Genomic DNA, 22,229 nt, shown 5'->3' on the forward strand with positions numbered 1-22,229 from the left:
CTCCCCAGCACTCGAGTTCCGCCAGGAGACCGACGGGCATACCGCGCATCATCGCGAAACACAATCGCAACAACCCATCGCCAAAACCTGCCGCGAAACAGACCGGCAACAAACCACCTGAATGCCGAAAACAAAAACGGCGCAGCCCTCTTCAGGTACTGCGCCGTTTTCTGCTATTCAAATAGCGACTTGTATGGTGCGGACGGAGAGACTCGAACTCTCACACCTTTCGGCGCTGGAACCTAAATCCAGTGTGTCTACCAATTCCACCACATCCGCGTATCAAGCTTTTAAAGCAAAGGCGCCAGATTGTTAGATCTGGCGCCTTTCTAGAATATGGGGTGGACGATGGGGATCGAACCCACGACAACGGGAGTCACAATCCCGTGCTCTACCAACTGAGCTACGCCCACCATATTGCCATGTTGCGTTACTTGTGCCAAAGCTGCCTAATGGCGCACCCGGCAGGACTCGAACCTGCGACCATCCGCTTAGAAGGCGGATGCTCTATCCAGCTGAGCTACGGGCGCCTTTTTAATCTGTATTCTTTGACGATTACAAACTAAGTGCTTTCAGTTTCGCCGAGTTGAAACAACCAACTCCACTCCACCTTCTTAACCAGTGCTAGGCTGTGCCCGACAAGTGCGACGAATGTTATAGACGGCCCGATAGGCCGTCAACTCTTTTTTAAAAAAAATTCATTTAATTAAAGGGGTTAGAGGAATTTGCAGACCAAGCGCCTTTGCCCTCACGCCTCGGCATGCGAGAATGCGCTCTCTTTTTTTCCCCTCTCGATGGTTAACCACGCGCAATGACTGCACAACTTATCGACGGCAAATCGATCGCCGCCAGCCTGCGCCAGCAGATCGCCCAACGCGTCACCGAGCGTCGCCAGCAAGGTCTGCGCACGCCCGGTCTCGCGGTGATCCTGGTCGGCAGCGATCCCGCCTCTCAGGTTTATGTCTCGCACAAGCGTAAAGACTGTGAAGAGGTCGGTTTCCTTTCCCAGGCCTACGACCTGCCTTCCGAAACCACCCAGCAAGCGCTGGCCGATCTGATCGATCGCCTGAACGATGATCCGAACATCGACGGCGTCCTGCTCCAGTTGCCCCTGCCTGAACATCTGGACGCCTCCAGACTGCTGGAGCGCATCCGCCCGGATAAAGATGTCGACGGCTTCCACCCTTATAATGTCGGTCGCCTGGCCCAGCGCATCCCGCTGCTGCGTCCCTGCACGCCCAAAGGCATCATAACGTTGCTGGAAAGCACCGGTGTGGACCTTTATGGCCTCGATGCCGTCGTGGTGGGCGCATCCAACATTGTTGGCCGGCCAATGGCCATGGAGCTGCTGCTGGCCGGCTGCACCGTGACCGTGACCCACCGCTTCACCCGGGACCTGGCCAGCCATGTGGGACGCGCCGACCTGGTGGTCGTGGCCGCTGGCAAACCAGGCCTGGTCAAGGGCGAGTGGATCAAGGAAGGCGCCATCGTCATCGATGTGGGCATCAATCGCCAGGATGACGGCAAGCTGGTGGGCGATGTGGTCTACGAGACCGCCCTGCCCCGCGCCGGCTGGATCACACCGGTACCTGGCGGCGTGGGCCCGATGACCCGGGCCTGTCTGCTGGAAAACACGCTGTACGCGGCCGAGACGCTGCATAGCTGAGTTTCCCGGCAAAAGCGAAACCCTGTGGGAGCGAGCCTGCTCGCGAGGCGGCGTGTCAGCGATTTCATGGCTGACTGGTACACCACTTCGCGGGCAGGCTCGCTCCCACATTGGTTTGCACCCTTCTTTCATTAAACTTTATTTATTCTCGAGGCCCAGCGGTACAGGCACGTAGCGCTGTTGTCGCCCATACTCATAAAATGCAGCGCTTTTTTCCAAAACCGTTGCTGAACGGCCTCCTCAATTCTATCGAGTCTATTCGCGTGAAAATCCGTCTTTCGATTCTCAGCCTGTTCATCGCTTTCTCAGGCGCGCTTATCACGCAGAACATCAACGCGCAGGAAACCATCGCCGCCCCACGAGACACGTCAAAATTGCAGGTCGCTTCCGGCAGCGCGATGTTGTTGGATCTGCAGACGGATAAAGTGGTTTATTCGAGCAATCCGGATGTAGTGGTACCCATCGCATCGGTGACCAAACTGATGACCGGGTTGATTGTGCTGGACGCCAAGCAGGACCTGAACGAGTACATTTCCATCACCATCGCCAACACTCCGGAAATGAAAGGGGTGTTTTCCCGGGTCAAGCTCAATAGCGAACTGTCCCGTCGCGACGTATTGCTGATTGCACTGATGTCCTCGGAAAACCGCGCCGCCGCCAGCCTTGCGCATCACTACCCGGGCGGTTACGCAGCCTTCATCGCCGCCATGAACGCCAAGGCCAAGGCATTGGGCATGACCAGCACCCACTATGTCGAGCCGACGGGTCTGTCGATCCATAACGTTTCCACCGCCAGGGACCTGACCAAGCTGCTGATCGCCGCTCGCAAATACCCCCTGCTGAGCGAATTGAGCACCACCAAGGAGAAAACCGTCACCTTCCGCAAGCCGGTTTACAGCCTGGGCTTTCGCAACACCGATCACCTGATCCACAAGGACAACTGGGATATCCAGTTGACCAAGACCGGTTTCACCAACCAGGCCGGTCACTGTCTGGTGCTGGTGACGAAGATGGGCAATCGCCCGATGGCCCTGGTTATTCTCGATGCCTATGGCAAATACACCCATTTCGCTGACGCCAGCCGGATTCGAAGCTGGGTGGAAACGGGCAAAAGCTCCAACGTTCCGGCAGTGGCCATGCAGTACAAGGCGGCGAAGAACCTCAAGAGTCGCCAGAGCGCCGTGGTGGAAGCTTCGAAATAAGCGTCACAGTGCCCCGCATAGAGCATGCATGTGGCGAGGAAGCTTGCTCCCTCGCCATGGTCCGCTGCACATTCCCTGACTTGCTTCTTCTGCTTCAGTGTTTCAGATCACCGAGCGGATCATAGGCCTTGGCCTTGGCCTCGGGCTCGCCCCGTTTGTCTTGCTCGTCACGAGGGGCCTTGGCCGGCCCTATCGGATCGACTTGCGGATCATCGAGATCCGGGGAATCCGGATCGAATCCCAGTTCATCATCAGCGGACGAATGCTCGGAAGAATGGGGTCCCGTGGGTGTTTTCGACTGTGCCATACCTGCCTCCTCGAATCATGGCCCGGACAGTCCGGGCCCTGACGATAAGAGTTTCAGGCGTGCCGGGTCGTGCCCGACAGGTGACGAACGGGGCAAACCATCAGTGCGCTGCACCCAGGGTCTTGGTGGCGCGCGCCGCTGCCTGCTCCTGCCCTGCCCCGGCCAGCTCGTCCGCCGCTTTCAACCAGCGCTGTGGGTTGACATTGGCTGGCAGCTGCGTCGGCCGCTGGAGCAGTACCGCCCAGCCGCCGGCATCCTTGAAGGCCGACTCGAACCCACTGAAGCTTATCAACAGCCGCCGGTTCATGCCCGAACGCAGCAAGACCGTGCGTTTCTGCCGGTTATAGCCGGCCAGAATCCCGTACCGAGGCCCACCCCATAGTGCCGTGCCTTCGGTGTAGCGCAGCAACACCGGATTGCCTGCGGCCACCTGCTCCAACAGTGCGGACAATTCACTGTCGAGGGGGTATACCACCAACCCGTATTCTCGCGCCAGGGTTTGCATATTCTGCTGCAAACCGGCCTCACCACCTGGCAGGTGCAATGGTTTTTCCAGCAACCCCGGGGTAATCACCGTACCTTGCGCAGTCAACACGGCAGCCAGGGATTGCGGGGCGCCCTGATACATATCGCCTCGATAGAAGGGCACGCTGTTGAGCTCCACCCGTTCGGGCAGGCGCTGGATCTGCGGCGACACACTGCCCGCGCAACCGGCCAGGGCCGCCAGGCAGGCCGTCGCGAATACCAGTGATCGAAAAGAGGGAATGACCGGCAACATGATGAGTCTCTAGTTCAGGTACCCGATGAACGGGCCAGGCTTGGGCCGTCGATCATAAAGCGCCCACTGGCTTGGGTATAGCTTTAAACAGCAGTCTCGCTACCGCGATAGAACGAACCGCTCCGCCGCCAATGCCCGCGAACGACTGCCTGCAACACTTGAACGACTAGACTGTCCATTGAACTGAGAGCGTTTGCCCCGGACCGGGGCTGAGGGAGGCCCGCATGAGCCTGACAACGACTATCCTGATGCTGGTATTCGGCTGGCTGAGCGTAGCGGCAGCCATGCTGTGGGGCGTGCTGCGGATTACCCGTCGCCATCATCCGTCGCCATTGCGCACGGAAAAGCCCAAAGAGTCCAGCCGGCGCCACGCCGCCGCGCACTGATTGCTACTTTCTTCAAAAAAAGAAAAAAGCCGCCCGGGCTGAACCCGGGCGGCTTCTACATGCCTGCAATCAGGCCTCGTTGCCCAACGCCTTTTGCCGGGCACGACGGGCCATCATGTTCAACACCTCAATCGCAGCCGAGAACGCCATCGCCGCGTAGATGTAGCCCTTGGGCACATGGGCACCGAAGCCTTCGGCGATCAGCGTCATGCCGATCATGATCAGGAAGCCCAACGCCAGCATGACCACCGTCGGGTTATTGTTGATGAAGCGGGCCAGCGGCTCGGCCGCCAACAGCATCACCAGTACCGACACCACCACCGCGATGATCATGATCGGTAAATGCTCGGTCATGCCCACGGCCGTGATGATGCTGTCGATGGAGAACACCAGGTCGAGCATCAGGATCTGACCGATAGCGGCGGCAAACCCGAGGGTCACGCCTGACGTGGCCGTCTTGGGATCGTTTGGCGCAGGATCCATGCTGTGATGGATCTCGGTGGTGGCCTTCCACAGCAGGAACAGACCGCCGGCAATCAGGATCATGTCCTTCCAGGAGAACGCCTGGCCGAGAATTTCGATGACCGGCTCCGTCAACTGCACGATGAACGCAATGGTGCTCAACAAGCCCAGGCGCAGGATCAGCGCCATGCCGATCCCGATCCGCCGCGCCTTGGCACGATGCTGTTCGGGCAGCTTGTTGGTCAGGATCGAAATGAAGATCAGGTTATCGATGCCCAGCACGATTTCCATGACGACCAGGGTCGCCAGGGCGATCCAGGCAGTGGGGCTGGCAGCGAGTTGTAGAAGATAATCCATGGGTCAGTCCTGGCTCGATGTGACGGAGTTAGATGGCTTGGGTGGAAGATTCGGCTTTGTCAGCATCCTCCTTCGGTTCTTTCTTGGGGCTGATCAACCCGCCAGTGGCGTCGTTCAGCGCCTGCTCGGCAGCCTTGTGGGTATCGTCGATGGCTTTCCGGGCCGCGTCGACCGCTTGTTCCTTCAACTGCCGGGCCAGTTGTTCAGCACTTTTCTCAGCCTGCTCACAGCCCACCAGTGCCATTGAAGACATCGCCAGAAGGGCTGCAAGACCCAGGGATTTGTACGTCATGAATAGAAGCCTCTGTGAAAAGACGGAACCTGAAGATGGCTCACCAATGGCCAGGGATTCTAGAGACGTCGATACTTCAGGAAAATTCGTATTTTCAGCGGTTATACTTCGATTTTTACGAAACCAAGTGAACCATGCTCAATTATCGGCAACTGCATTACTTCTGGGTCGTAGCCAAGACAGGCAGCATCGTGCGGGCGTGCGAGCAGTTGAACCTGACCCCACAGACCATCAGCGGGCAGATTTCCCTGTTCGAGCAGACGTACAACATCAAATTGTTCCGCCGTGTCGGACGACAACTGGAGCTGACCGAAGCCGGTCGCCAGACGCTGCCCTACGCCGAGCACATGTTCCAACTGGGAGGCGAACTGGAGCTGATGTTGCGTGCCCAGCCCAACGAACAGCAGACGTTGTTCCGGGTGGGGGTGGCGGATGTAGTACCCAAATCCATCGTTTATCGACTACTGGCGCCGACCATGGAACTGAGCGAACCGCTGCGCGTCACCTGTCGCGAGGACAAACTCGAACGGCTGCTGGCGGACCTGGCGATCCAGCGCCTGGACCTGGTGATTTCCGACAGCCCGATGCCCAGTCACCTGGACATCAAAGGCTACAGCCAGAAATTGGGGGAATGCGGCATCAGCTTCTTCGCCACCGCCGCATTGGCCGAACGCTACGGGCAGGATTTTCCCCGAGGCCTGCAGGACGCCCCGCTGCTGATCCCCGGTCCAGAAACCGTGGTCCGCAGCCGCCTGCAACGCTGGTTCGCCGAGCAGCAGATCCAGCCGCGCATCGTCGGTGAATTCGATGACAGTGCGTTGATGCAGGCCTTCGGTCAGTCAGGCAGCGGCATTTTCATCGGCCCGAGCGTGATCGCCGAAGAAGTGAAGCGCCAGTATGGTGTGCAGGAGATCGGCCAGACCGACGCGGTGAGCGAGTCGTTCTATGCCATCTCCGTGGAGCGCAAGGTCAGCCACCCGGGCATCGTCGCGATTGCCGAAGGTGCACGTCGCGAGTTGTTCCACTAGACGCGTGTCGGGGCTTGAAGGTCATCAGCAGCAACGCCAGCAGGATCGATAGCAGGATGAAACCGGCCGCCGCAAAACCGACGCTGCCCAGGCCCAGCGTATCGATGACCCGCCCGCCGACCATCGCCCCCAAACCAATCCCCAGGTTGGCGCCAGCGATGTTGAGCGACGCGGCAAAGGCTGGCGCCTCTGGGGCGGCCTTCATCAGTCGCACATGACTGACCAGGAACAGCGCGGCCTGGGTCACACCCCAGATCGCCATCGCCGCGGCCAGCCACAGGCTCGAATGAATGCTCGGCACCAACGCCACCATGCCGCCGATCATGAACAGGCAAAACACCATCGACGCGATCAGCGGATGCCGGTCCACCGCTCGGCCACCCAGGGAATTGCCCACCAGCCCCACTGCGCCGAACCCCATCAGGCACCAGCCCACCAGCGTGCCATCGAACCCGGCGAGACGTTCGAGGATGTCGGCCAGGTAGGTGTAGGCGGTGAACATGCCGCTGAATACCAGGATCGACAACAGCACGTGGCCTTGCATCAACGGGCTGCGCAGGATCTTGAACTGCGAGCGGAAGCTGACTTGATGCAGGTGCAGGTTCGTCTTCGGCAGGTAGATGAACAGCAACAGCGCCTTGGCGAAGGCGATGACGGCGAGGATCGCGAAAGCACTGCGCCAACCGAACGCATCGGAAACCAGCGTTCCCACCGGGATTCCGAATACCGTGGCGCAGACAATGCCAAAGCCGATCCGGGCAATGGCCCGCCCGGCGTGCTGCGGCCCGACGATGTCCACCGCCGTTTCGCTGGCCAGCGCCCAGAATACCGGCAGGCCTAGGGCCGGGATCAACCGGGCAAGGGCCATGACCCAGATATCGGGGGCAACGGCGGCCAATGTGTTGGCCAGGCCGAACATCAGCAGTACGCTGATAAACAGTCTGCGCCGTTCGAAACGGGCAAACCAGGCTGTCAGGAATGGCCCGAACGCCGCCACCGTAAACGCGAACAGCGTCACCAGCAACCCGGCCTGGGGAATGCTGACGTGCAGGTCGCGAGCGACGGATGGCAGCAGGCCAACAATGATGAATTCCGTGGTCAGCACCGTGAAACCGGCAGCCGACAACAGGAAAATGGCTAACAACATGCAGAACTCCGAGAAAACGACAACACCAGCGTTGGCCTGAGGGCCCGCTGGAGGAAGAGAGAGGTGAGAGAATCAAAGCCTAACAGAATGTGGGCCACAGACAAATGTGCTTAAACACCCGAGTGACGGATCGTCACAGGTCCGTCAGATTCTTTACCGGGCTGTGCTAAAGTCCGCGCCCCGCAAACATCGAACATTCTTCCGGTCCCGCTCACGTGGCCTGCCCGCTTGTTGCCCTGAACGCGGACCGTTGCCCACAACAAAAAACACATGGATAGCCGTATGACTGCTTTATCCCCTTCCCTTCTACAACGCTTCAAACGCACCAGCCTGGTGACGCAAATCGTCATCGGCCTGATCATCGGTATCGCCCTGGCGTGGCTGGCGCCGGATGTGGCGAAATCCACCGCATTCATCGGCAAGGTCTTCGTTTCCGCCCTCAAGGCGGTCGCCCCCATCCTGGTGTTCGTGCTGGTCATGGCTTCGATCGCCAACCATAAGCAAGGCCAGCAGACCCATATCCGGCCAATCCTGCTCCTGTATCTGCTGGGCACCTTCGCAGCGGCGGTAGTTGCGGTGGTAGCCAGCACCCTGTTCCCCTCCAGCCTGGTGTTGTCCGCCCAGGACGTAGCTGTCACCGCTCCCGGTGGCATCGGCGAAGTGCTGCAAAGCCTGGTGCTCAGCGTCGTGGATAACCCGGTCCGGGCGCTGACCGACGGTAACTTCATCGGCATCCTGGCCTGGGCCATCGGCCTGGGAATTGCCCTGCGCCACGCCGGCGAAACCACACGCACCATGCTCGATGATCTGTCCAACGGCGTGACCGCGATCGTGCGTCTGGTGATCAGCTTCGCCCCGCTGGGGATCTTCGGGCTGGTTGCCTCGACTCTGGCCACCTCCGGCTTCGGCGCCCTGCTCGGTTACCTGCATCTGTTGACCGTGCTGATCGGCTGCATGCTGTTCGTCGCACTGGTGATCAACCCGCTCATCGTGTTCTGGAAACTGCGGCGCAACCCGTATCCGCTGGTGTTCACTTGCTTGCGCGAAAGCGGCATCACCGCGTTCTTCACCCGCAGTTCAGCGGCCAACATTCCGGTGAACCTGGAACTGAGCAAACGCCTGGGCCTGCACGAGGATACCTACTCGGTATCGATTCCACTGGGCGCGACCATCAACATGGCCGGCGCCGCTATCACCATCACCGTGCTGAGCCTGGCTGCGGTGCATACCCTGGGGATCGTGGTGGATGTTCCGACAGCGGTATTGCTGAGCGTCGTCGCGGCCATTTGTGCCTGCGGCGCGTCCGGTGTGGCCGGTGGTTCACTGCTGCTGATTCCCCTGGCGTGCAGCCTGTTCGGTATCCCGAGTGAACTCGCCATGCAAGTGGTTGCCGTGGGATTCATCATCGGTGTCCTGCAGGATTCGGCGGAGACGGCGTTGAACTCGTCCACCGATGTGCTGTTCACCGCGGCGGCTTGCCTGGGTGAGGAACAGAGGCTCGCACGTACGGCTTGATGGCTGCGGTGAAGGTGCCGTCGCTATCGCGAGCAGGCTCGCTCCCACATTTGTTTTAGAGTGGTCTCGGGATTTGTATCCACCCTGAATCCTCTGTGGGGATAGGCGGCACCTTCACCGGTGACCAACAGGCAAAAAAAGCCCGGAACGGCTCACACCGTCCCGGGCTTTTTCATGGTTGCGCGCTTAGAACGCGCCCATATAGTCGCGCTTGCCCACTTCCACACCGTTATGACGCAGCAGCGCATAAGTGGTGGTAACGTGGAAGAAGAACTGCGGCAGGCCATAGGTCAGCAGGTAATTCTGGCCGGTGAAGCGTTTTTCCTTCGGCGTGCCCGGGCGGGTGACGATCTCGATATTTTCCTTGCCATCGATCTGCTCGGGGCTGATGCCGTCGATGAAGGCCAATACCTTGGCGATCAGGGCTTGCAGCTCAGCGAAGGTGGTTTCGCTGTCGTCATATTTGGGTACTTCAATATCGGCCAGGCGAGCGGACACGCCCTTGGCGAAATCCACGGCAATCTGCACCTGACGCACCAGCGGAAACATGTCCGGGTAGAGGCGGGCTTGCAGGAAAGCGTTCGGCTCGATGTTTTTCGCAGTCGCGTGGGCTTCGGCCTTATTCAGGACGTCACTCATGGCGTTGAGCATCTGCTTGAAAACCGGGATGGAAGCGGCATAAAGAGAAATAGTCATGGCGATCTCATGCAGGTGAAAGGAAGGAACACAGCAAACGGAGGCGATTATAGCCACGGCTTGTTGCACACCTTGTCTTTTATTGCGCAAGGATTAGGCTAGGCGGCTTCACAGCATAGGGGACGCGCGATGAGCATCGAAGAACAAGGCCAGGCCGAACAAGCAAGGCTCAACAGCATGGAAATCCGCATCCTCGGTGCCCTGGTGGAAAAACAGGCCACCAACCCGGAAACCTACCCACTGACTCTCAACGCCCTGGTACTGGCCTGCAACCAGAAAACCAGCCGTGAACCGGTGATGAACCTCACCCCGGGGCAGGTCGGCCAGAGCTTGCGGGCGCTGGAGGGTCGCGGCTTTACCAAACTGGTCATGGGCAGCCGCGCCGACCGCTGGGAGCATCGGGTCGACAAGGCCCTGGAACTGGTACCGGCCCAGGTCATCCTGATGGGCCTGTTGTTCCTGCGCGGCCCGCAAACGGTCAATGAGTTGTTGACCCGTAGTGGCCGCATGCATGATTTCGAAGACACCGACCAAGTGCTGCATCAACTTGAACGCCTGATCGCCCGCGGGCTGGCGCTGCTGGTGCCACGCCAGGCCGGCCAGCGGGAAGACCGCTATGTCCATGCCATGGGCGACCCGGCGGACATCGAAGCGATCCTCGCCGCCCGCCAGCACCCGGTGGAACGCGGTGCCGGCAGCGGCGTCTCGCTGGAGCGCATCGAAGAGCTCGAAGCGCGGATCGTGGCGCTGGAGGAACGCCTCGCGCGTCTGGAATAAGCCCTAAGCGGACCGGGCAAACGCCACGGCTTTCTCGAACTGCTCCAGGCTCGGCCGCACGCCGGTGTAAAGCACGAACTGCTCCAGGGCCTGGATGGCAACTACCTCCAACCCGGTGATGACTCGTTTGCCCTCAGCCCGGGCACGCACGATCAGCGGGGTTTCCGATGGAATTGCCACCACGTCGAACACGGTCTCGGCTGCGGCGATGGCAACGGGCTCGAACGCCAGCTGATCGGCTTCCGGCCCTCCGGTCATGCCAATCGGTGTGACATTGATCAGCATCCGCGGCCGTTGCTCACCCAGCTCGGCTTGCCACTCATATCCCAGGGACTCGGCCAAGGCCCGTCCGGCGGTTTCGTTGCGGGCGACGATCAGCCCCTGCTGGTAGCCGCCATCACGCAGGGCGCTGGCCACGGCCTTGGCCATCCCGCCGCTGCCGCGCAGGGCAAAGGTCGAGTCCTTGGGCACGGCATGGGTCTGCAGCAATTGGGCAACCGCGATGTAGTCGGTGTTGTAAGCCTTCAAATGGCCATCGGTATTGACGATGGTGTTGATGGACTGGATCGCGGCGGCGGAGGCGTCCAGTTCATCGACCAGGGCAATGCAGGCCTCCTTGAACGGCATCGACACCCCGCACCCGCGGATGCCCAGGGCGCGGATACCGCCGACCGCACCAGGTAGATCCTGGCTGCTGAAGGCCTTGTAATAGAAATTCAGGCCCAGTTGCTCATACAAGTGATTATGAAAACGCAGGCCGAAATTCCCGGGCCGCCCCGACAGCGACATGCACAGTTGGGTGTCTTTGTTGGGATTGATTTGCATGTTTATTTCCTTGCATTCCACTTTCTGACAAGCGGGATCACCGCCCGCCCGACCTTACACAATATTTACCCAACGGCGCTGCAAATCCTGGGAAAATCGTTGTCAGAGCAAGTACCCCCGTGACCTTTCAGCGGTCTGTTGCAAACGGGGCCAAACGAGGAACCACCATGAATCGTAAACTCCCTGTCATCGCCCTGCTCGTGGGGGCACTCGCGGTCACCGGCCAGGCATCCGCCCATGGTCGCGGTGGTTGGGAGGGTCCCGCAGTGTTCGGTGCAATCGTCGGCTCGGCTATTGTCGGCTCGGCGCTCATCAACCGTGACCGGCCGGTGTACGTGCAACAACCGGTCTACGTCCAGCCGCAACCGGTTTATGTACAACAACCCCCACCGGTCTATTACGAGCCACAGCCGGTGTACATCGAGCGGCCTATCTACTATCGCCCAGCACCGGTGTATTACGGGCCACCACGGGGCTACTACTACGGCCCGCCCCACGGCCATTACGGTCGCTGGTAAGCGAATAGACAAACAGCCTGTGATCGAGGATCACAGGCTGTTTTTTATTATGTGAACACCACAAAACCTGTGGGAGCGGGCTTGCTCGCGAAAGCGGTCTGTCGATCACACTGATGTTGCCTGACACACCGCCTTCGCGAGCAAGCCCGCTCCCACAGGGGATTTGCCGCTGATGTTCAACTGGCCCAGTCAGGCATGTTCGCCGCTTTTCAACCGCATCGGCCCATGCTCCGCAGTCGAGTGGGAAGGCTCTGCCAGCACCGGAATTTCATTGCCATCGCAATCATGCAGCTTGCCGTCGCTGAAGTAATCGCCTTCACGCAGCGCCGCCAGGTCCTGGTAACGCAACACCCGCTCGGTGCCGGCGGCAAAGACTGACTGCTGGTCGGAGTTGCCTGCGGTGAGGTGATTGAAGGCCAGGTTGAGGATGATCGCCATGATCGCCGAGGAACTGATGCCCGAATGGAAGATCGTCGCGAACCAGGTCGGGAAATGGTCGTAGAAGTTTGGCGCGGCGATAGGAATCATGCCGAAACCGATGGAGGTGGCAACGATGATCAGGTTGACGTTGTTGCGGTAGTCGACTTTCGACAGGGTTCGAATGCCACTGGCAGCCACGGTACCGAACAGCACGATGCCTGCGCCACCCAGGACCGAGGTCGGTACCGCAGCGATCACCCGGCCCATGAATGGCAACAGCCCCAGCACCACGAGAAACAACCCACCGGTGGCGACCACGAAACGGCTCTTGATTCCGGTCACCGCCACCAGGCCGACGTTCTGCGCAAAGGCACTCTGGGTGAAGGAACCGAAGATCGGCGCGATCATGCTCGACAGCATGTCCGCCCGCAGGCCGTTACCCAGGCGCCTCGAGTCGACCTTGGTGTCGATGATCTCGCCCACCGCCAGGATATCGGCCGAGGTTTCCACCAGGGTCACCATGATCACGATGCACATCGACAGGATCGCGGCGACGTGGAACGTCGGCATGCCGAAATGGAATGGCGTGGGAAAGCCGAACATCGGGCCTTCGCTGACGGATGAGAAATCAGCCATGCCGAGAAACACGGCGATCACCGTACCAACCACCATCGCCAACAGAATCGACAACCGGGAAATCGTCGCACTGCCCATCTTGCTGAGTAACAGCACCAGCACCAGCGTGACGGCGGCCAGACCAATGTTGGCCATGCTGCCGAAATCAGCGGCGTGACTGTTACCACCCATGGCCCAGCGCGCCGCCACCGGCATCAACGTCAAGCCAATGGTGGTGATGACGATGCCGGTGACCAGCGGCGGAAAGAAACGGGTGATTCGCGAAAACACCGGGGTGATCAGCAAACCGATCAGGGACGCGGCGACCACGGCCCCCAGGATGGCTTGGAAGCCCCCCTCCCCGCCAGTCCCGACAATCGCCACCATGGTCGCGACCCCAGAAAACGATACACCTTGCACCAAGGGCAACTGGCACCCGAAAAACGGCAGGCCAAGGGTTTGCAACAAGGTCGCCAGCCCCCCCGCAAACAATGACGCCGCAATCAACAGACCGATGTCCGCCGAAGACAGCCCGGCCGCCTGGCCGATGATCAGGGGCACCGCGACGATGCCGCCATACATGGTCAACACATGCTGCAGGCCGTAAGCCATATTCGCACCGATACCAAGGTTTTCGTCCTCGGGCCGTGGAAGTGAAACATGGGGCGTTTTCATGGTTCGGGGATTCCCTGTTTTTTGTTATGGGCACACTGTATTCAAAACTCAGGACAAATGTCCATAGAGTTGTATACAACTTCTTAGCCACATTACGACCTAAAGGTCATCACATCCTCAGGATGCCCATCCCACTGTCAGAGCAGCCCCGACACTGCTGGCCGCAACAGCTCGCGCGGCGGCACACGCAGACCGAATTCATTTTCCAACAAATCGATCAGTTCATCGGCATCGGTGATTTCCCGCCGCTCGCTCTTCTGCCCTATCCGGTGCACGGCATAGCTGTTGCCGTTGAGGGTCTTGCGCAGGCCATCGCCAGTGCGGGCCGCCATCAGCCGGCCCATGAACGGCGAGTCCGGGTGGCTGCTGACGTACCAGTTGCCCACGGTGTAGTCGATGTCTTCCTGGCGCTGTAGGTCGAACAGGTACATCGGCCGCCATTCGCCCGCGACGTTGGCACGCAGCAGATAGCCGTCCGGATGCTCTTCGATACGGTAAGGTTCATGGGGAGTGGCCTGGCTGTCACGACTGTCCAGCAGCAGCGGCCCGGTGGGCACCATGCCGCCGAAGCCAACGTCGGTGATATAGCGCACGCCGTCTATCGTCACCAGGCTGAGACGGTGAGTGCGAGCGGTCCAGGCACCTTCGGGTGCGTTCATCACCACCCGTCCTGTAATGCCTCGGGCGTCAAAGCCCAGCGTCTGCAACAGCACCAGGAACAATTGATTGAGTTCGTAGCAATAGCCGCCGCGTCCTTGCTCGAAGATTTTTCGCTCCACCGCTTCGAGCTCGATCGGCACCGGCAGACGCAGCAGTGTCGAGAGGGTTTCAAAAGGGAATTCAGCCGTGTGGCGCCATTGGAGCAGGCGCAGGGTGTCGAGGGTCGGCGCTGGGGGTGCGTCCAAACCCAGGCGTTGCAGATAACGGCCCGTATCGCTCAGTCGTGAGGTGTCCATGAGGGTGTCCTTTATCCAATGCAGGGCTTACGGTAAGCCATCTGCTGGAGCAAGGTATAAGGCATTATTCTTGCAGCGACAACCGGTCCCGTTGGGCTTGTCGGTCAGCGTCGCTTGCGTGAAGCCAGCCGGATCCAGGTGGGTGCATGATCGCTGGGGTGCGGCTGGTTCCTGACCCAGGCGTCCACGCCCGCCTCACTCAGATAGGGGCTTGCTGCGGGGTTGAGCAGCAGGTGATCGATGCGCAACCCGGAGTTTTTCTGCCAGTGCTGGCGGAAATAATCCCAGAAGGTGTAGATCCGCTCGTCCGGGTACAAATGGCGCAACGAATCCGTCCAGCCCTGGTCCAGCAACCGTTGATAACACTCGCGACTTTCGGGCTGCAACAGCGCGTCCTTGAGCCAGGAGCGCGGGTTGTAGATATCCATGTCGGTGGGTACCACATTGTAATCGCCGGCCAACACCACGGGGTGATCACTGGCCTGCAACGCCTGGGCGTAATCGATCAATCGCTCGAACCACGCCAGTTTGTAATCGAACTTGGGCCCTGGCTGTGGGTTGCCGTTGGGCAGGTAGAGACAACCGACCAGCACGCCATGCACGGCCGCCTCCAGATAGCGACTGTGACTGTCGCCTTCATCGCCGGGCAAGCCGCGCCGACTCTCCAGCGGTTGCGCATCACGGGCCAGTATCGCGACGCCGTTCCAGGAAGCCTGGCCGTGCCAGATCGCCCCATAACCCACCGACTCCAGCTCGGCCGCCGGGAAATCCCTGTCGAGCGCCTTGAGCTCCTGCAGGCAAACGATGTCGGGTTTCTCCCGCTCCAGCCATTCCAGCAGGTTGGGCAACCGAGCGCGAATACCGTTGATATTGAAAGTCGCGATGCGCAGTTTTTTCATGGGCCAGGACCTCGAAGTACCAGGACGTCAGGAGTATTCAGGAGCCGGTTTTCGACAGCGGCCGAGAGTTTTCCAGCAAGTCGGAAAATGCCTGCTTATCGATCGGACGACTGAGGAAATAGCCCTGTACCTCATGGCATTGATCCGAGCCAAGCGAACCCAGCTGGGCCAGGGTTTCCACGCCTTCGGCCGTGACGGTCAGGCCCATTGCCTTGCCCAGGTTGATGATCGCCTGGACCACCGCGCGGTCGTTGCTGCTGTTGCTCATGGAGGCGATGAAACGCTTGTCGATCTTGATCCCGTCAAAGGGGTAGGTACGCAGGTACCCCAGGGAGGAGTAGCCGGTCCCGAAATCATCCATGTTCAACCGCACGCCCAGCTCCTTCAGGGCATTCATCACCTGCAGGGCGCCGTCCACATCGTTAAGCATCACGTTCTCGGTGATTTCGAGTTCCAGGCGACTCGCAGGGAAACGGGTTTCGACCAGCACCTGGCGTACATCCTCCACCACATCGCTGCGCTCGAACTGCGCCGGCGACAGATTGACCGACACCATCAGGTCCCCAGGCCAGGTCAGTGCGGTTTCGCAGGCTTCACGCAGCACCCAGCGCGAAAGCGGAACGATGAGGTCGGTCTGCTCGGCCAGCGGAATGAAAGCATCGGGACCGAGCAGGCCCTGGGTGGGATGCTGCCAACGCACCAAGGCCTCGACGGCCACGATTTCCCGGCCGTCGACTTTGTAGCGCGGTTGGAAATGCAGGATGAATTCGTTGTTCTTCAGCGCCTGGCGCAGGTCGCTTTCCAGCTGGCGCCGATGCTGGATCTGATCGTTCATCTGTGGGGCGAAATAGCACCAGGTCTTCTTGCCCTCGGACTTGGCCTGGTACATGGCAATGTCGGCACAGCGAATCAACTCGCCGGGCACGTAACCCTGACGACGACTCACGGCAATACCGATGCTGGCACCGATGTGCAGGGCATGGGTTTCGTAGTGGATCGGTTGCTGCAGGCTATCGATCAGTCGAGCGCAGAATCGGTCGATCTCAGTGGTGTTCTCCATCCCGCTGAGCACCACGACGAATTCATCGCCGCCCAACCGTGCCACCAGATCCTGCTCACGGGTGCTGTCACGCAAGCGCTGCGCGACTTCCAGCAATACCGCGTCGCCGGCCGGATGGCCCAGGGAATCGTTGATCGGTTTGAAGTTGTCCAGGTCCACCATCAGCAAGGTCAAGGGGGCGGAATGCTCCTTGGCGGCCAGCGCCTCTTCCAGGTGCCGCGCCAGCTTGTTGCGGTTCGGCAGGCCCGTCAGCGCATCGTGCAGCGACAGATGCTGGACCTGGGCGTGGGCGGCGACCTCATCGGTGATGTCGCTGGCGGTGCCGCGGTAGCCCACCACTTCGGACCTGGCGTAGATCGGCCGCGCCGAAACCCGGCAGAAGCGCAGTTGCCCGGAATGATCACGGTAGGAACAGCGCAGGTTGCTTGCGCTCTGCTCTTCCGTCAGGTCGCCGAGCCACAGGGCAATCGGGGTGGTGTCGCAGTACAGGAGTTGCTCGATGTCCTGGCCCAGCCATTGCTGGGCGGAAAAGCCGGTGACCGTGTTGAAGCGGCCCGACAGATAAGTGATGTGTTGTTGAGCGTCGACTTCCCAGATCCAGTCGGAAGCAGCCTCGGCCACGGCCCGGAAACGCTCTTCGCTGGCTTCCAGGGCCTGGGTCGAGCGTTCCAGGCTGTCGTAGCTGGCGTCCACCTGCCGCGCCGTGCGCAGGGCATAGCGGAAAAAATAGGCAGTAAGCAGCGCCAGGATCAACAGCGCCCCACCCAATGGCGGCATCAGTGACCAGAGCAATTGCCGGCCCGGCTGTTCAAGGCGAGACACCAGGCTGTAGCCGGTGCTGTCCAGCGGCACTGCCGGCTGGCCGGACGCAAGTTCGTTATCCTTCTTGAGGTTCAGGTCGGTCAGGCCGTAACGCTTGCCCAGCGCGCGCAGTTTGACCTGGGTCAGCTGGTCGACGAACAACAGGATCGACGTGCTCTTGGCATCGACCCGGGGACGCTCGTCATTGGGCAGGATAACCGAAGCGGTGACGATGGCCGGCCAGCCTTCGAACAAGGTGTAGCGGACCGCAGGAACGGTCAGGTCGGATTGCCCCTGGAGCTGATCCACCAGGTCCTTCAACGGCGCGTCGAGATACGTTGTCGCCTCCGCCTGGACATGCTGCCCCCGCACCACCGCGTATTTGGTGCGCTCACGGTCGACGACGAACACTCCCTCATAGCCATCGTTGGTGAACAGGGTCTTGCCCATGTTCTGTTCCGCGTAGGCCCATTGCACATCGACGTCACCGTTGAGGTGCTCATAGGCGGTAGTCCAGTAGGTGTAACTGGTGATGTAGTTTTTCGACGCGATGATGCGATTTTCCACGGCGCGTTCAATGTAGAAGTGCGTCTTGCGCACATCCTCTGCATCCAACTGCCGGGCAATATTGAACAGTGCCGCAACGGCCACCAGGACCCCCAGGACAAACAACCCGGCGACCGCGGCCACCAGTCGTCGGGTAATCGGTGTGTGGCGCGTGACACTGGAAGGAATATCGGCGGCGGTCTCCATATACCTGCTCCTGTCCGATCGGCGAACGGCGAGATGCTGAGCAGTGGACCCTTGTCAGTCGGCGATGATTCCAACGGATCTCAACGGTCCGAACGCTCCAGCGTATCGAAGCCGCTTTCAGTCGACCACGCCTGCACCCGGTTGCGGCCGCTGTGCTTGGCCTGATAAAGCGCCGCATCGGCCCTCTGGATAAAGACCTCGATGCTGTCCAGGCTGCTGGGCACGAAGGCATGGCAGCCCAGGCTCACCGTCAGGTAGCCGGTGGGGGAGCCGGAATGGGTGATGTGCTTGTCGATAAGGCTCTGGCGGATCTGCTCAGCCAACGTCATGGCACCCTGCAGGTCGGTGTCGGGCAACAGCACCGCGAACTCTTCACCGCCATAACGCACCGCCAGATCAGCCTTGCGATGGCAGCAACCCTTGAGCACTTTCGCCACTTGCGCCAGGCAATGGTCGCCGGCCACATGCCCGTAGGCATCGTTGTAGCGCTTGAAGTAGTCGATATCGAGCAGGATCAGGCTCAAAGGACTGCGCTGGCGGGCACCCCGACCAAATTCGATGTCCAGGGCCCGCTCGAACAACCGACGGTTCGCCAGCCCCGTCAGGCTGTCATGGGTGGCAATCAGCCTCAACGTTTCCTGTGCCTTGCGCAGGTCGGCCTCGATCCGCTCACTGTTACGCACCTGACGCACAAACACCCAACCGAACAGACAGATGCCCGTGACCACCAGGGCCACGATGAGACTGGACTGAAAGGCTTTGCCGTACCAACCGGCGAGAATCGCCTGCTCGGACATCGCGACCGTAACCATCAGCGGATAGGCCAGCAGGTGCTGGTGATCGTATAGCCTGACGACACCGTCGGCGGAGCGGATCATTGCGGTGTCGGGCTTCTGGATGCCGGGGCCATGCCGGAAGAGGCTCTCCTGGGCCATGACTCGGCCGATCTGCGTTTCATCGAAGGGGCGGCGGGCCAACAAGGTTCCGTCGGTCAAGGCCAGGGCCATCTCGCCCTGGTCGTCAAGGCTGAAGCTTCTGAAGAAGCTATCGAAGTAGGACATCTTGATCCCGGCCAGCAGCACGCCTTGGAAATTACCGTCCTGATCATTCACGCGCCGGGAGACCGGAATGATCCAATCGCCATTTTGCCGGCTGCGAATGGCCGGCCCGATATGGGCGATCAGTGAGGCATTCTGCTGATGGAAAGCGAAATACTCCCGGTCTGCCACCCCGTCGCCTTTTTGCAAGTCATCGAAGGAGGTGACGACCCAATGTCCGCTCTTGTCGAACAGGAACAGGCCGTGCAACTGCTCCAGTGATTGCACGCGTCGGGCAAAGGTTCTATGCAGGCGCGGTTGCAGCGCCGGGCCGAAGCCATCGACCTGAATCCAGTCGGTCAGGCTGGCGAGCACCAGATCTGCCTGCAGGAACGTATCCTGGGCCTGCTGGGCCATGGCCCGGGTAAGGTTGGCCGAGGCGATACGCGCAGCGTCCAGATCGTGGTGCCGGGACTGCTCCAGTTGCAGATAAAGCAAGCCGCACAGGCACAGGCAGACCGCCGCGATAAACGCCACCGCTGCCTTGAGCAACGGCAGGCGCTTGAGGGCACCGCCGGGTGTATTGAGCGGATCAGGGATGACGATAGGCAAGCGAATTCCCGGGAGGGCAAAGCATGAGCGAATCGCTCAAAGCCCCCCAATAGGCAAGAGCTTAGCCTACCGCTCGTATGGCGGCAATTTGCCGGTGCAGTGCAGCCGATGGGTGGGATTGTGGATCCAAAAATCTCCTATCGCCTGCCGGCCAGCACAGCGCTGAATGTGTGGCGAGGGAATAAATCCCCTCGCCACAAGAACTTTGACCATGGACAGTCAGATACGGCCCTCAGCGCACCGGTGGCACCCGGATATCCCCGCTCCGGCATTGCGTCTTGACGCCTCTGCCACAACTGGTGAACGTCAGGCTCTTGTCCATGCACACCCGCACTTCCGACAATTGCGGCCCACTGCAGATGACAGCAATACCGTCGGCCGGAATGCCGGGGTTGCGTTGCCGGAACAGCCTGGCGATCTCCTCGGCTTCGAAATAATACGAGGAACTGGGGGGTTGCAGCTGCGACGGCACCTTCACCTCCGCCAGCGCCTTGTCGGACGCCTGCAGAAAGCCCATGGCGCCGAGGCCGCTGCAAGTACCGTGCTTGGACCACTCATGCTCCAGCAACTTGCGAGTCGCAAACAACGTCAGGCCCTTCTCCCGTTCCGCGTCGGTCAGCGGCACCCTCGGTTCACAGGATTGCGGCCAGCCCCCCTTGGCGTATTGCGGCCAGAGACCGTGCAGGACAAAACCGTAGCCTTTGCCGGAGCACTGCGCATCGCCCGAGTGAGTCAGGCAGAACGTCGGAGACCAGGACAGTGACAGCACGTAGTAATCGAATACTCCCGCGACGGACTCCGCCCGGGCAGCGCGTGATTCACGGGCATTGCCCACTCCCATGCAGCCCAGGGTAAGCGCAAGCAGCATGACTGTTGCAAAACGTTGTTTCATTGACCCGCTCCTCGGGCAGCCCTGTGGAAAGCAGTGACCTCGATCCGGTCGGTGATTGTTCAAGGCCTGTGTTTCAAGCCGGTGAAAGGAGGTGTTTTTTACAGGGAAACCCAGACAGGGGCTATCCAAATTGCGTAACGCCCCATAACGTAGTCCGCCTTCCATCTGCCAATGCGCCGTCGACCATGGACAAAACCTCCCGTCCCCTTGAAGCTCCCTCGGCCGTCAGCCTGCGCGACGCTTTCTGGTTCTGGCTGAAATTGGGTTTCATCAGCTTTGGCGGGCCGGCCGGACAGATCGCGATCATGCATCAGGAGCTGGTGGAGCACCGACGCTGGATCTCCGAGCGGCGTTTCCTGCATGCTCTCAACTACTGCATGTTGCTGCCGGGACCCGAAGCCCAGCAGTTGGCGACCTACCTGGGCTGGCTGATGCACCGTGGCCGGGGCGCAGTCATCGCCGGCACGCTGTTCGTATTGCCTTCGCTGTTTATCCTCATCACCTTGTCCTGGCTGTACGTCGCCTTCGGTGAAGTGCCGGTGGTGGCGGGCGTTTTCTATGGCATCAAGCCCGCCGTGACGGCAATCGTCGTCCATGCCGCCCACCGCATAGGCTCCCGTGCGCTCCGGAACAGTGGATTGTGGGCAATAGCCGTCGCGTCGTTCGCGGCAATATTCGCCTTCAATGTCCCCTTCCCGTTGATCGTGCTCGGGTCCGCGGTCATCGGCTATTTCGGTGGCCGCTGGGCGCCGGAAAAATTCAGCCTGGGCGGCCAGGCGGCCGGGCATCGCTCCTTCGGGCCAGCGTTGATCGACGACGACACCCCGCCCCCGGAGCATGCCCGGTTCAGCACCTTCAGACTCATCCGGTTGGCGGCCATCGGTGCCTTGCTGTGGATCTTGCCGATGGGCCTGTTGACCCTGATGTTCGGCTGGGAAGGCACGTTCACGCAGATGGCCTGGTTCTTTACCAAAGCCGCGTTGCTGACTTTCGGGGGTGCCTATGCGGTTTTACCCTACGTGTATCAGGGAGCGGTCGCACACTTCGGCTGGCTGACACCGACACAGATGATCGACGGTCTGGCCCTCGGCGAAACCACCCCAGGCCCCTTGATCATGGTAGTGGCGTTCGTCGGTTTCGTTGGTGGCTATGTCATGCAGGTGTTCGGCCCCGAACAGGCCTTTCTCGCCGGTGCCGTTGCGGCCACCCTGGTGACCTGGTTCACCTTCCTGCCTTCGTTCCTGTTCATCCTGGCCGGCGGCCCGTTGGTCGAGTCGACCCACAACGCCCTGAAGTTCACCGCACCGCTGACGGCGATTACCGCGGCGGTAGTTGGCGTGATCCTCAACCTGGCTTGCTTCTTCGGCTACCACGTACTCTGGCCCAACGGCTTTGTCGGTGCGCTGGACTGGCCATCGGCAATCATCGCCCTATTGGCCGCCATTGCATTGTTTCGCTACAAGCGTGGCGTGATCCAGGTATTGGTGGCATGCGGGCTGGCCGGGCTGGCGGTGCACCTGTTGCGTTAAGAGAGACGCTCGCCCGGGTAAGTC

21 protein-coding genes and 3 tRNA genes are annotated in these 22,229 nt (G+C 60.4%); 8 read left to right on the forward strand and 16 right to left on the reverse strand.

Going from position 1 to position 22,229, the window contains the following annotated elements:
• Nucleotides 1-194 precede the first annotated feature (194 nt).
• The 3 genes from FBY02_RS04435 to FBY02_RS04445 all read right to left on the reverse strand — a co-directional run bounded on the left by FBY02_RS04435 (nucleotide 195) and on the right by FBY02_RS04445 (nucleotide 530).
• Nucleotides 195-279: transfer RNA gene (locus FBY02_RS04435), tRNA-Leu, on the reverse strand.
• 58 nt (nucleotides 280-337) lie between these two features.
• Nucleotides 338-413, reverse strand: a tRNA-His gene (locus FBY02_RS04440).
• A gap of 40 nt (nucleotides 414-453) precedes the next feature.
• Nucleotides 454-530: transfer RNA gene (locus FBY02_RS04445), tRNA-Arg, on the reverse strand.
• A 281-nt stretch (nucleotides 531-811) separates the two neighbouring features.
• Between FBY02_RS04445 and folD the strand changes: the two genes are divergently transcribed.
• Both folD and pbpG read left to right on the forward strand, forming a co-directional pair.
• On the forward strand, nucleotides 812-1,666 hold the full coding sequence (gene folD, locus FBY02_RS04450) for a bifunctional methylenetetrahydrofolate dehydrogenase/methenyltetrahydrofolate cyclohydrolase FolD (RefSeq protein ID WP_047703758.1): 855 nt from the start codon (nucleotides 812-814) through the stop codon (nucleotides 1,664-1,666).
• A gap of 263 nt (nucleotides 1,667-1,929) precedes the next feature.
• On the forward strand, nucleotides 1,930-2,868 hold the full coding sequence (gene pbpG, locus FBY02_RS04455; RefSeq protein ID WP_144923886.1) for a D-alanyl-D-alanine endopeptidase: 939 nt from the start codon (nucleotides 1,930-1,932) through the stop codon (nucleotides 2,866-2,868).
• A gap of 94 nt (nucleotides 2,869-2,962) precedes the next feature.
• On the opposite strand, the gene FBY02_RS04460 is transcribed toward pbpG, so the two are convergent.
• Together FBY02_RS04460 and FBY02_RS04465 are read right to left on the reverse strand one after the other, a co-directional pair.
• Nucleotides 2,963-3,175 (reverse strand): DUF6021 family protein, encoded by a 213-nt coding sequence (locus FBY02_RS04460; protein WP_144923889.1) that lies wholly within the window; start codon nucleotides 3,173-3,175, stop codon nucleotides 2,963-2,965.
• 100 nt (nucleotides 3,176-3,275) lie between these two features.
• Nucleotides 3,276-3,953 (reverse strand): peptidase C39 family protein, encoded by a 678-nt coding sequence (locus tag FBY02_RS04465; protein WP_144923893.1) that lies wholly within the window; start codon nucleotides 3,951-3,953, stop codon nucleotides 3,276-3,278.
• 224 nt (nucleotides 3,954-4,177) lie between these two features.
• Between FBY02_RS04465 and FBY02_RS28050 the strand changes: the two genes are divergently transcribed.
• Complete coding sequence (locus tag FBY02_RS28050; RefSeq protein ID WP_178112014.1) at nucleotides 4,178-4,339, forward strand: hypothetical protein; 162 nt, start codon at nucleotides 4,178-4,180, stop codon at nucleotides 4,337-4,339.
• 69 nt (nucleotides 4,340-4,408) lie between these two features.
• On the opposite strand, the gene FBY02_RS04470 is transcribed toward FBY02_RS28050, so the two are convergent.
• Entirely contained in the window at nucleotides 4,409-5,158 is a 750-nt protein-coding gene (locus FBY02_RS04470) for a TerC family protein (RefSeq protein ID WP_047703761.1), read from the reverse strand.
• 28 nt (nucleotides 5,159-5,186) lie between these two features.
• Entirely contained in the window at nucleotides 5,187-5,450 is a 264-nt protein-coding gene (locus FBY02_RS04475) for a hypothetical protein (protein WP_144923896.1), read from the reverse strand.
• Nucleotides 5,451-5,584: 134 nt separating this feature from the next.
• Between FBY02_RS04475 and nhaR the strand changes: the two genes are divergently transcribed.
• Entirely contained in the window at nucleotides 5,585-6,478 is an 894-nt protein-coding gene (nhaR, locus tag FBY02_RS04480) for a transcriptional activator NhaR (protein WP_144923899.1), read from the forward strand.
• Here the strand turns inward: nhaR and FBY02_RS04485 are convergent.
• A complete protein-coding gene (locus FBY02_RS04485; protein ID WP_144923901.1) occupies nucleotides 6,420-7,625 on the reverse strand; it encodes an MFS transporter in 1,206 nt (401 codons plus the stop codon). The genes nhaR and FBY02_RS04485 overlap by 59 nt on opposite strands.
• Before the next feature lie 282 nt (nucleotides 7,626-7,907).
• On the opposite strand from FBY02_RS04485, the gene sstT reads away from it, so the two are divergent.
• The gene (sstT, locus tag FBY02_RS04490) at nucleotides 7,908-9,140 is read left to right on the forward strand and encodes a serine/threonine transporter SstT (RefSeq protein WP_144923904.1); all 1,233 of its coding nucleotides are present in this window, start codon (nucleotides 7,908-7,910) and stop codon (nucleotides 9,138-9,140) included.
• Nucleotides 9,141-9,326: 186 nt separating this feature from the next.
• On the opposite strand, the gene FBY02_RS04495 is transcribed toward sstT, so the two are convergent.
• Nucleotides 9,327-9,836, reverse strand: coding sequence for a DUF1993 family protein (locus FBY02_RS04495; protein WP_144923907.1), 510 nt, complete (start codon nucleotides 9,834-9,836; stop codon nucleotides 9,327-9,329).
• 129 nt (nucleotides 9,837-9,965) lie between these two features.
• Here FBY02_RS04495 and FBY02_RS04500 point away from each other — a divergent pair, with 129 nt between their 5' ends.
• Nucleotides 9,966-10,613 (forward strand): YceH family protein, encoded by a 648-nt coding sequence (locus FBY02_RS04500; protein ID WP_144923910.1) that lies wholly within the window; start codon nucleotides 9,966-9,968, stop codon nucleotides 10,611-10,613.
• Between the two features lie 3 nt (nucleotides 10,614-10,616).
• On the opposite strand, the gene FBY02_RS04505 is transcribed toward FBY02_RS04500, so the two are convergent.
• Entirely contained in the window at nucleotides 10,617-11,438 is an 822-nt protein-coding gene (locus tag FBY02_RS04505) for a shikimate 5-dehydrogenase (RefSeq protein ID WP_144923913.1), read from the reverse strand.
• A 167-nt stretch (nucleotides 11,439-11,605) separates the two neighbouring features.
• Between FBY02_RS04505 and FBY02_RS04510 the strand changes: the two genes are divergently transcribed.
• Nucleotides 11,606-11,956, forward strand: coding sequence for a hypothetical protein (locus FBY02_RS04510; RefSeq protein WP_144923916.1), 351 nt, complete (start codon nucleotides 11,606-11,608; stop codon nucleotides 11,954-11,956).
• Nucleotides 11,957-12,145: 189 nt separating this feature from the next.
• Here FBY02_RS04510 and FBY02_RS04515 read toward each other — a convergent pair whose 3' ends face one another.
• The 6 genes from FBY02_RS04515 to FBY02_RS04540 form a co-directional block, all read right to left on the reverse strand.
• The gene (locus FBY02_RS04515) at nucleotides 12,146-13,666 is read right to left on the reverse strand and encodes a nucleobase:cation symporter-2 family protein (RefSeq protein ID WP_144923919.1); all 1,521 of its coding nucleotides are present in this window, start codon (nucleotides 13,664-13,666) and stop codon (nucleotides 12,146-12,148) included.
• Between the two features lie 137 nt (nucleotides 13,667-13,803).
• Nucleotides 13,804-14,622, reverse strand: a complete 819-nt coding sequence (locus FBY02_RS04520; protein WP_144923922.1) for an arylamine N-acetyltransferase — start codon at nucleotides 14,620-14,622, stop codon at nucleotides 13,804-13,806.
• A gap of 104 nt (nucleotides 14,623-14,726) precedes the next feature.
• Nucleotides 14,727-15,521, reverse strand: coding sequence for an exodeoxyribonuclease III (xth, locus tag FBY02_RS04525; protein WP_047703772.1), 795 nt, complete (start codon nucleotides 15,519-15,521; stop codon nucleotides 14,727-14,729).
• Nucleotides 15,522-15,558: 37 nt separating this feature from the next.
• Nucleotides 15,559-18,135, reverse strand: a complete 2,577-nt coding sequence (locus tag FBY02_RS04530) for an EAL domain-containing protein (protein ID WP_144923925.1) — start codon at nucleotides 18,133-18,135, stop codon at nucleotides 15,559-15,561.
• Nucleotides 18,136-18,215: 80 nt separating this feature from the next.
• On the reverse strand, nucleotides 18,216-19,784 hold the full coding sequence (locus FBY02_RS04535; protein ID WP_144923928.1) for a GGDEF domain-containing protein: 1,569 nt from the start codon (nucleotides 19,782-19,784) through the stop codon (nucleotides 18,216-18,218).
• 232 nt (nucleotides 19,785-20,016) lie between these two features.
• Nucleotides 20,017-20,676 carry a ribonuclease T2 gene (locus FBY02_RS04540; RefSeq protein WP_144923932.1) on the reverse strand — a complete coding sequence of 220 codons (660 nt, stop codon included), beginning with the start codon at nucleotides 20,674-20,676 and terminating at the stop codon, nucleotides 20,017-20,019.
• 185 nt (nucleotides 20,677-20,861) lie between these two features.
• On the opposite strand from FBY02_RS04540, the gene chrA reads away from it, so the two are divergent.
• Nucleotides 20,862-22,205, forward strand: coding sequence for a chromate efflux transporter (gene chrA, locus FBY02_RS04545; RefSeq protein ID WP_144923934.1), 1,344 nt, complete (start codon nucleotides 20,862-20,864; stop codon nucleotides 22,203-22,205).
• Nucleotides 22,206-22,229 lie beyond the last annotated feature (24 nt).

This window comes from Pseudomonas sp. SJZ078 (genome assembly GCF_007828255.1).
Taxonomy (GTDB): Bacteria; Pseudomonadota; Gammaproteobacteria; order Pseudomonadales; family Pseudomonadaceae; genus Aquipseudomonas.

Coding starts and splice junctions, on each gene's coding strand:
- folD (WP_047703758.1), top strand. CDS start 812: ATGACTGCACAACTTATCGACGGCAAATCGATCGCCGCCAGCCTGCGC.
- FBY02_RS04460 (WP_144923889.1), bottom strand. CDS start 3,175: ATGGCACAGTCGAAAACACCCACGGGACCCCATTCTTCCGAGCATTCG.
- FBY02_RS04465 (WP_144923893.1), bottom strand. CDS start 3,953: ATGTTGCCGGTCATTCCCTCTTTTCGATCACTGGTATTCGCGACGGCC.
- FBY02_RS28050 (WP_178112014.1), top strand. CDS start 4,178: ATGAGCCTGACAACGACTATCCTGATGCTGGTATTCGGCTGGCTGAGC.
- FBY02_RS04470 (WP_047703761.1), bottom strand. CDS start 5,158: ATGGATTATCTTCTACAACTCGCTGCCAGCCCCACTGCCTGGATCGCC.
- FBY02_RS04475 (WP_144923896.1), bottom strand. CDS start 5,450: ATGACGTACAAATCCCTGGGTCTTGCAGCCCTTCTGGCGATGTCTTCA.
- nhaR (WP_144923899.1), top strand. CDS start 5,585: ATGCTCAATTATCGGCAACTGCATTACTTCTGGGTCGTAGCCAAGACA.
- FBY02_RS04485 (WP_144923901.1), bottom strand. CDS start 7,625: ATGTTGTTAGCCATTTTCCTGTTGTCGGCTGCCGGTTTCACGGTGCTG.
- sstT (WP_144923904.1), top strand. CDS start 7,908: ATGACTGCTTTATCCCCTTCCCTTCTACAACGCTTCAAACGCACCAGC.
- FBY02_RS04495 (WP_144923907.1), bottom strand. CDS start 9,836: ATGACTATTTCTCTTTATGCCGCTTCCATCCCGGTTTTCAAGCAGATG.
- FBY02_RS04500 (WP_144923910.1), top strand. CDS start 9,966: ATGAGCATCGAAGAACAAGGCCAGGCCGAACAAGCAAGGCTCAACAGC.
- FBY02_RS04505 (WP_144923913.1), bottom strand. CDS start 11,438: ATGCAAATCAATCCCAACAAAGACACCCAACTGTGCATGTCGCTGTCG.
- FBY02_RS04510 (WP_144923916.1), top strand. CDS start 11,606: ATGAATCGTAAACTCCCTGTCATCGCCCTGCTCGTGGGGGCACTCGCG.
- FBY02_RS04515 (WP_144923919.1), bottom strand. CDS start 13,666: ATGAAAACGCCCCATGTTTCACTTCCACGGCCCGAGGACGAAAACCTT.
- FBY02_RS04520 (WP_144923922.1), bottom strand. CDS start 14,622: ATGGACACCTCACGACTGAGCGATACGGGCCGTTATCTGCAACGCCTG.
- xth (WP_047703772.1), bottom strand. CDS start 15,521: ATGAAAAAACTGCGCATCGCGACTTTCAATATCAACGGTATTCGCGCT.
- FBY02_RS04530 (WP_144923925.1), bottom strand. CDS start 18,135: ATGGAGACCGCCGCCGATATTCCTTCCAGTGTCACGCGCCACACACCG.
- FBY02_RS04540 (WP_144923932.1), bottom strand. CDS start 20,676: ATGAAACAACGTTTTGCAACAGTCATGCTGCTTGCGCTTACCCTGGGC.
- chrA (WP_144923934.1), top strand. CDS start 20,862: ATGGACAAAACCTCCCGTCCCCTTGAAGCTCCCTCGGCCGTCAGCCTG.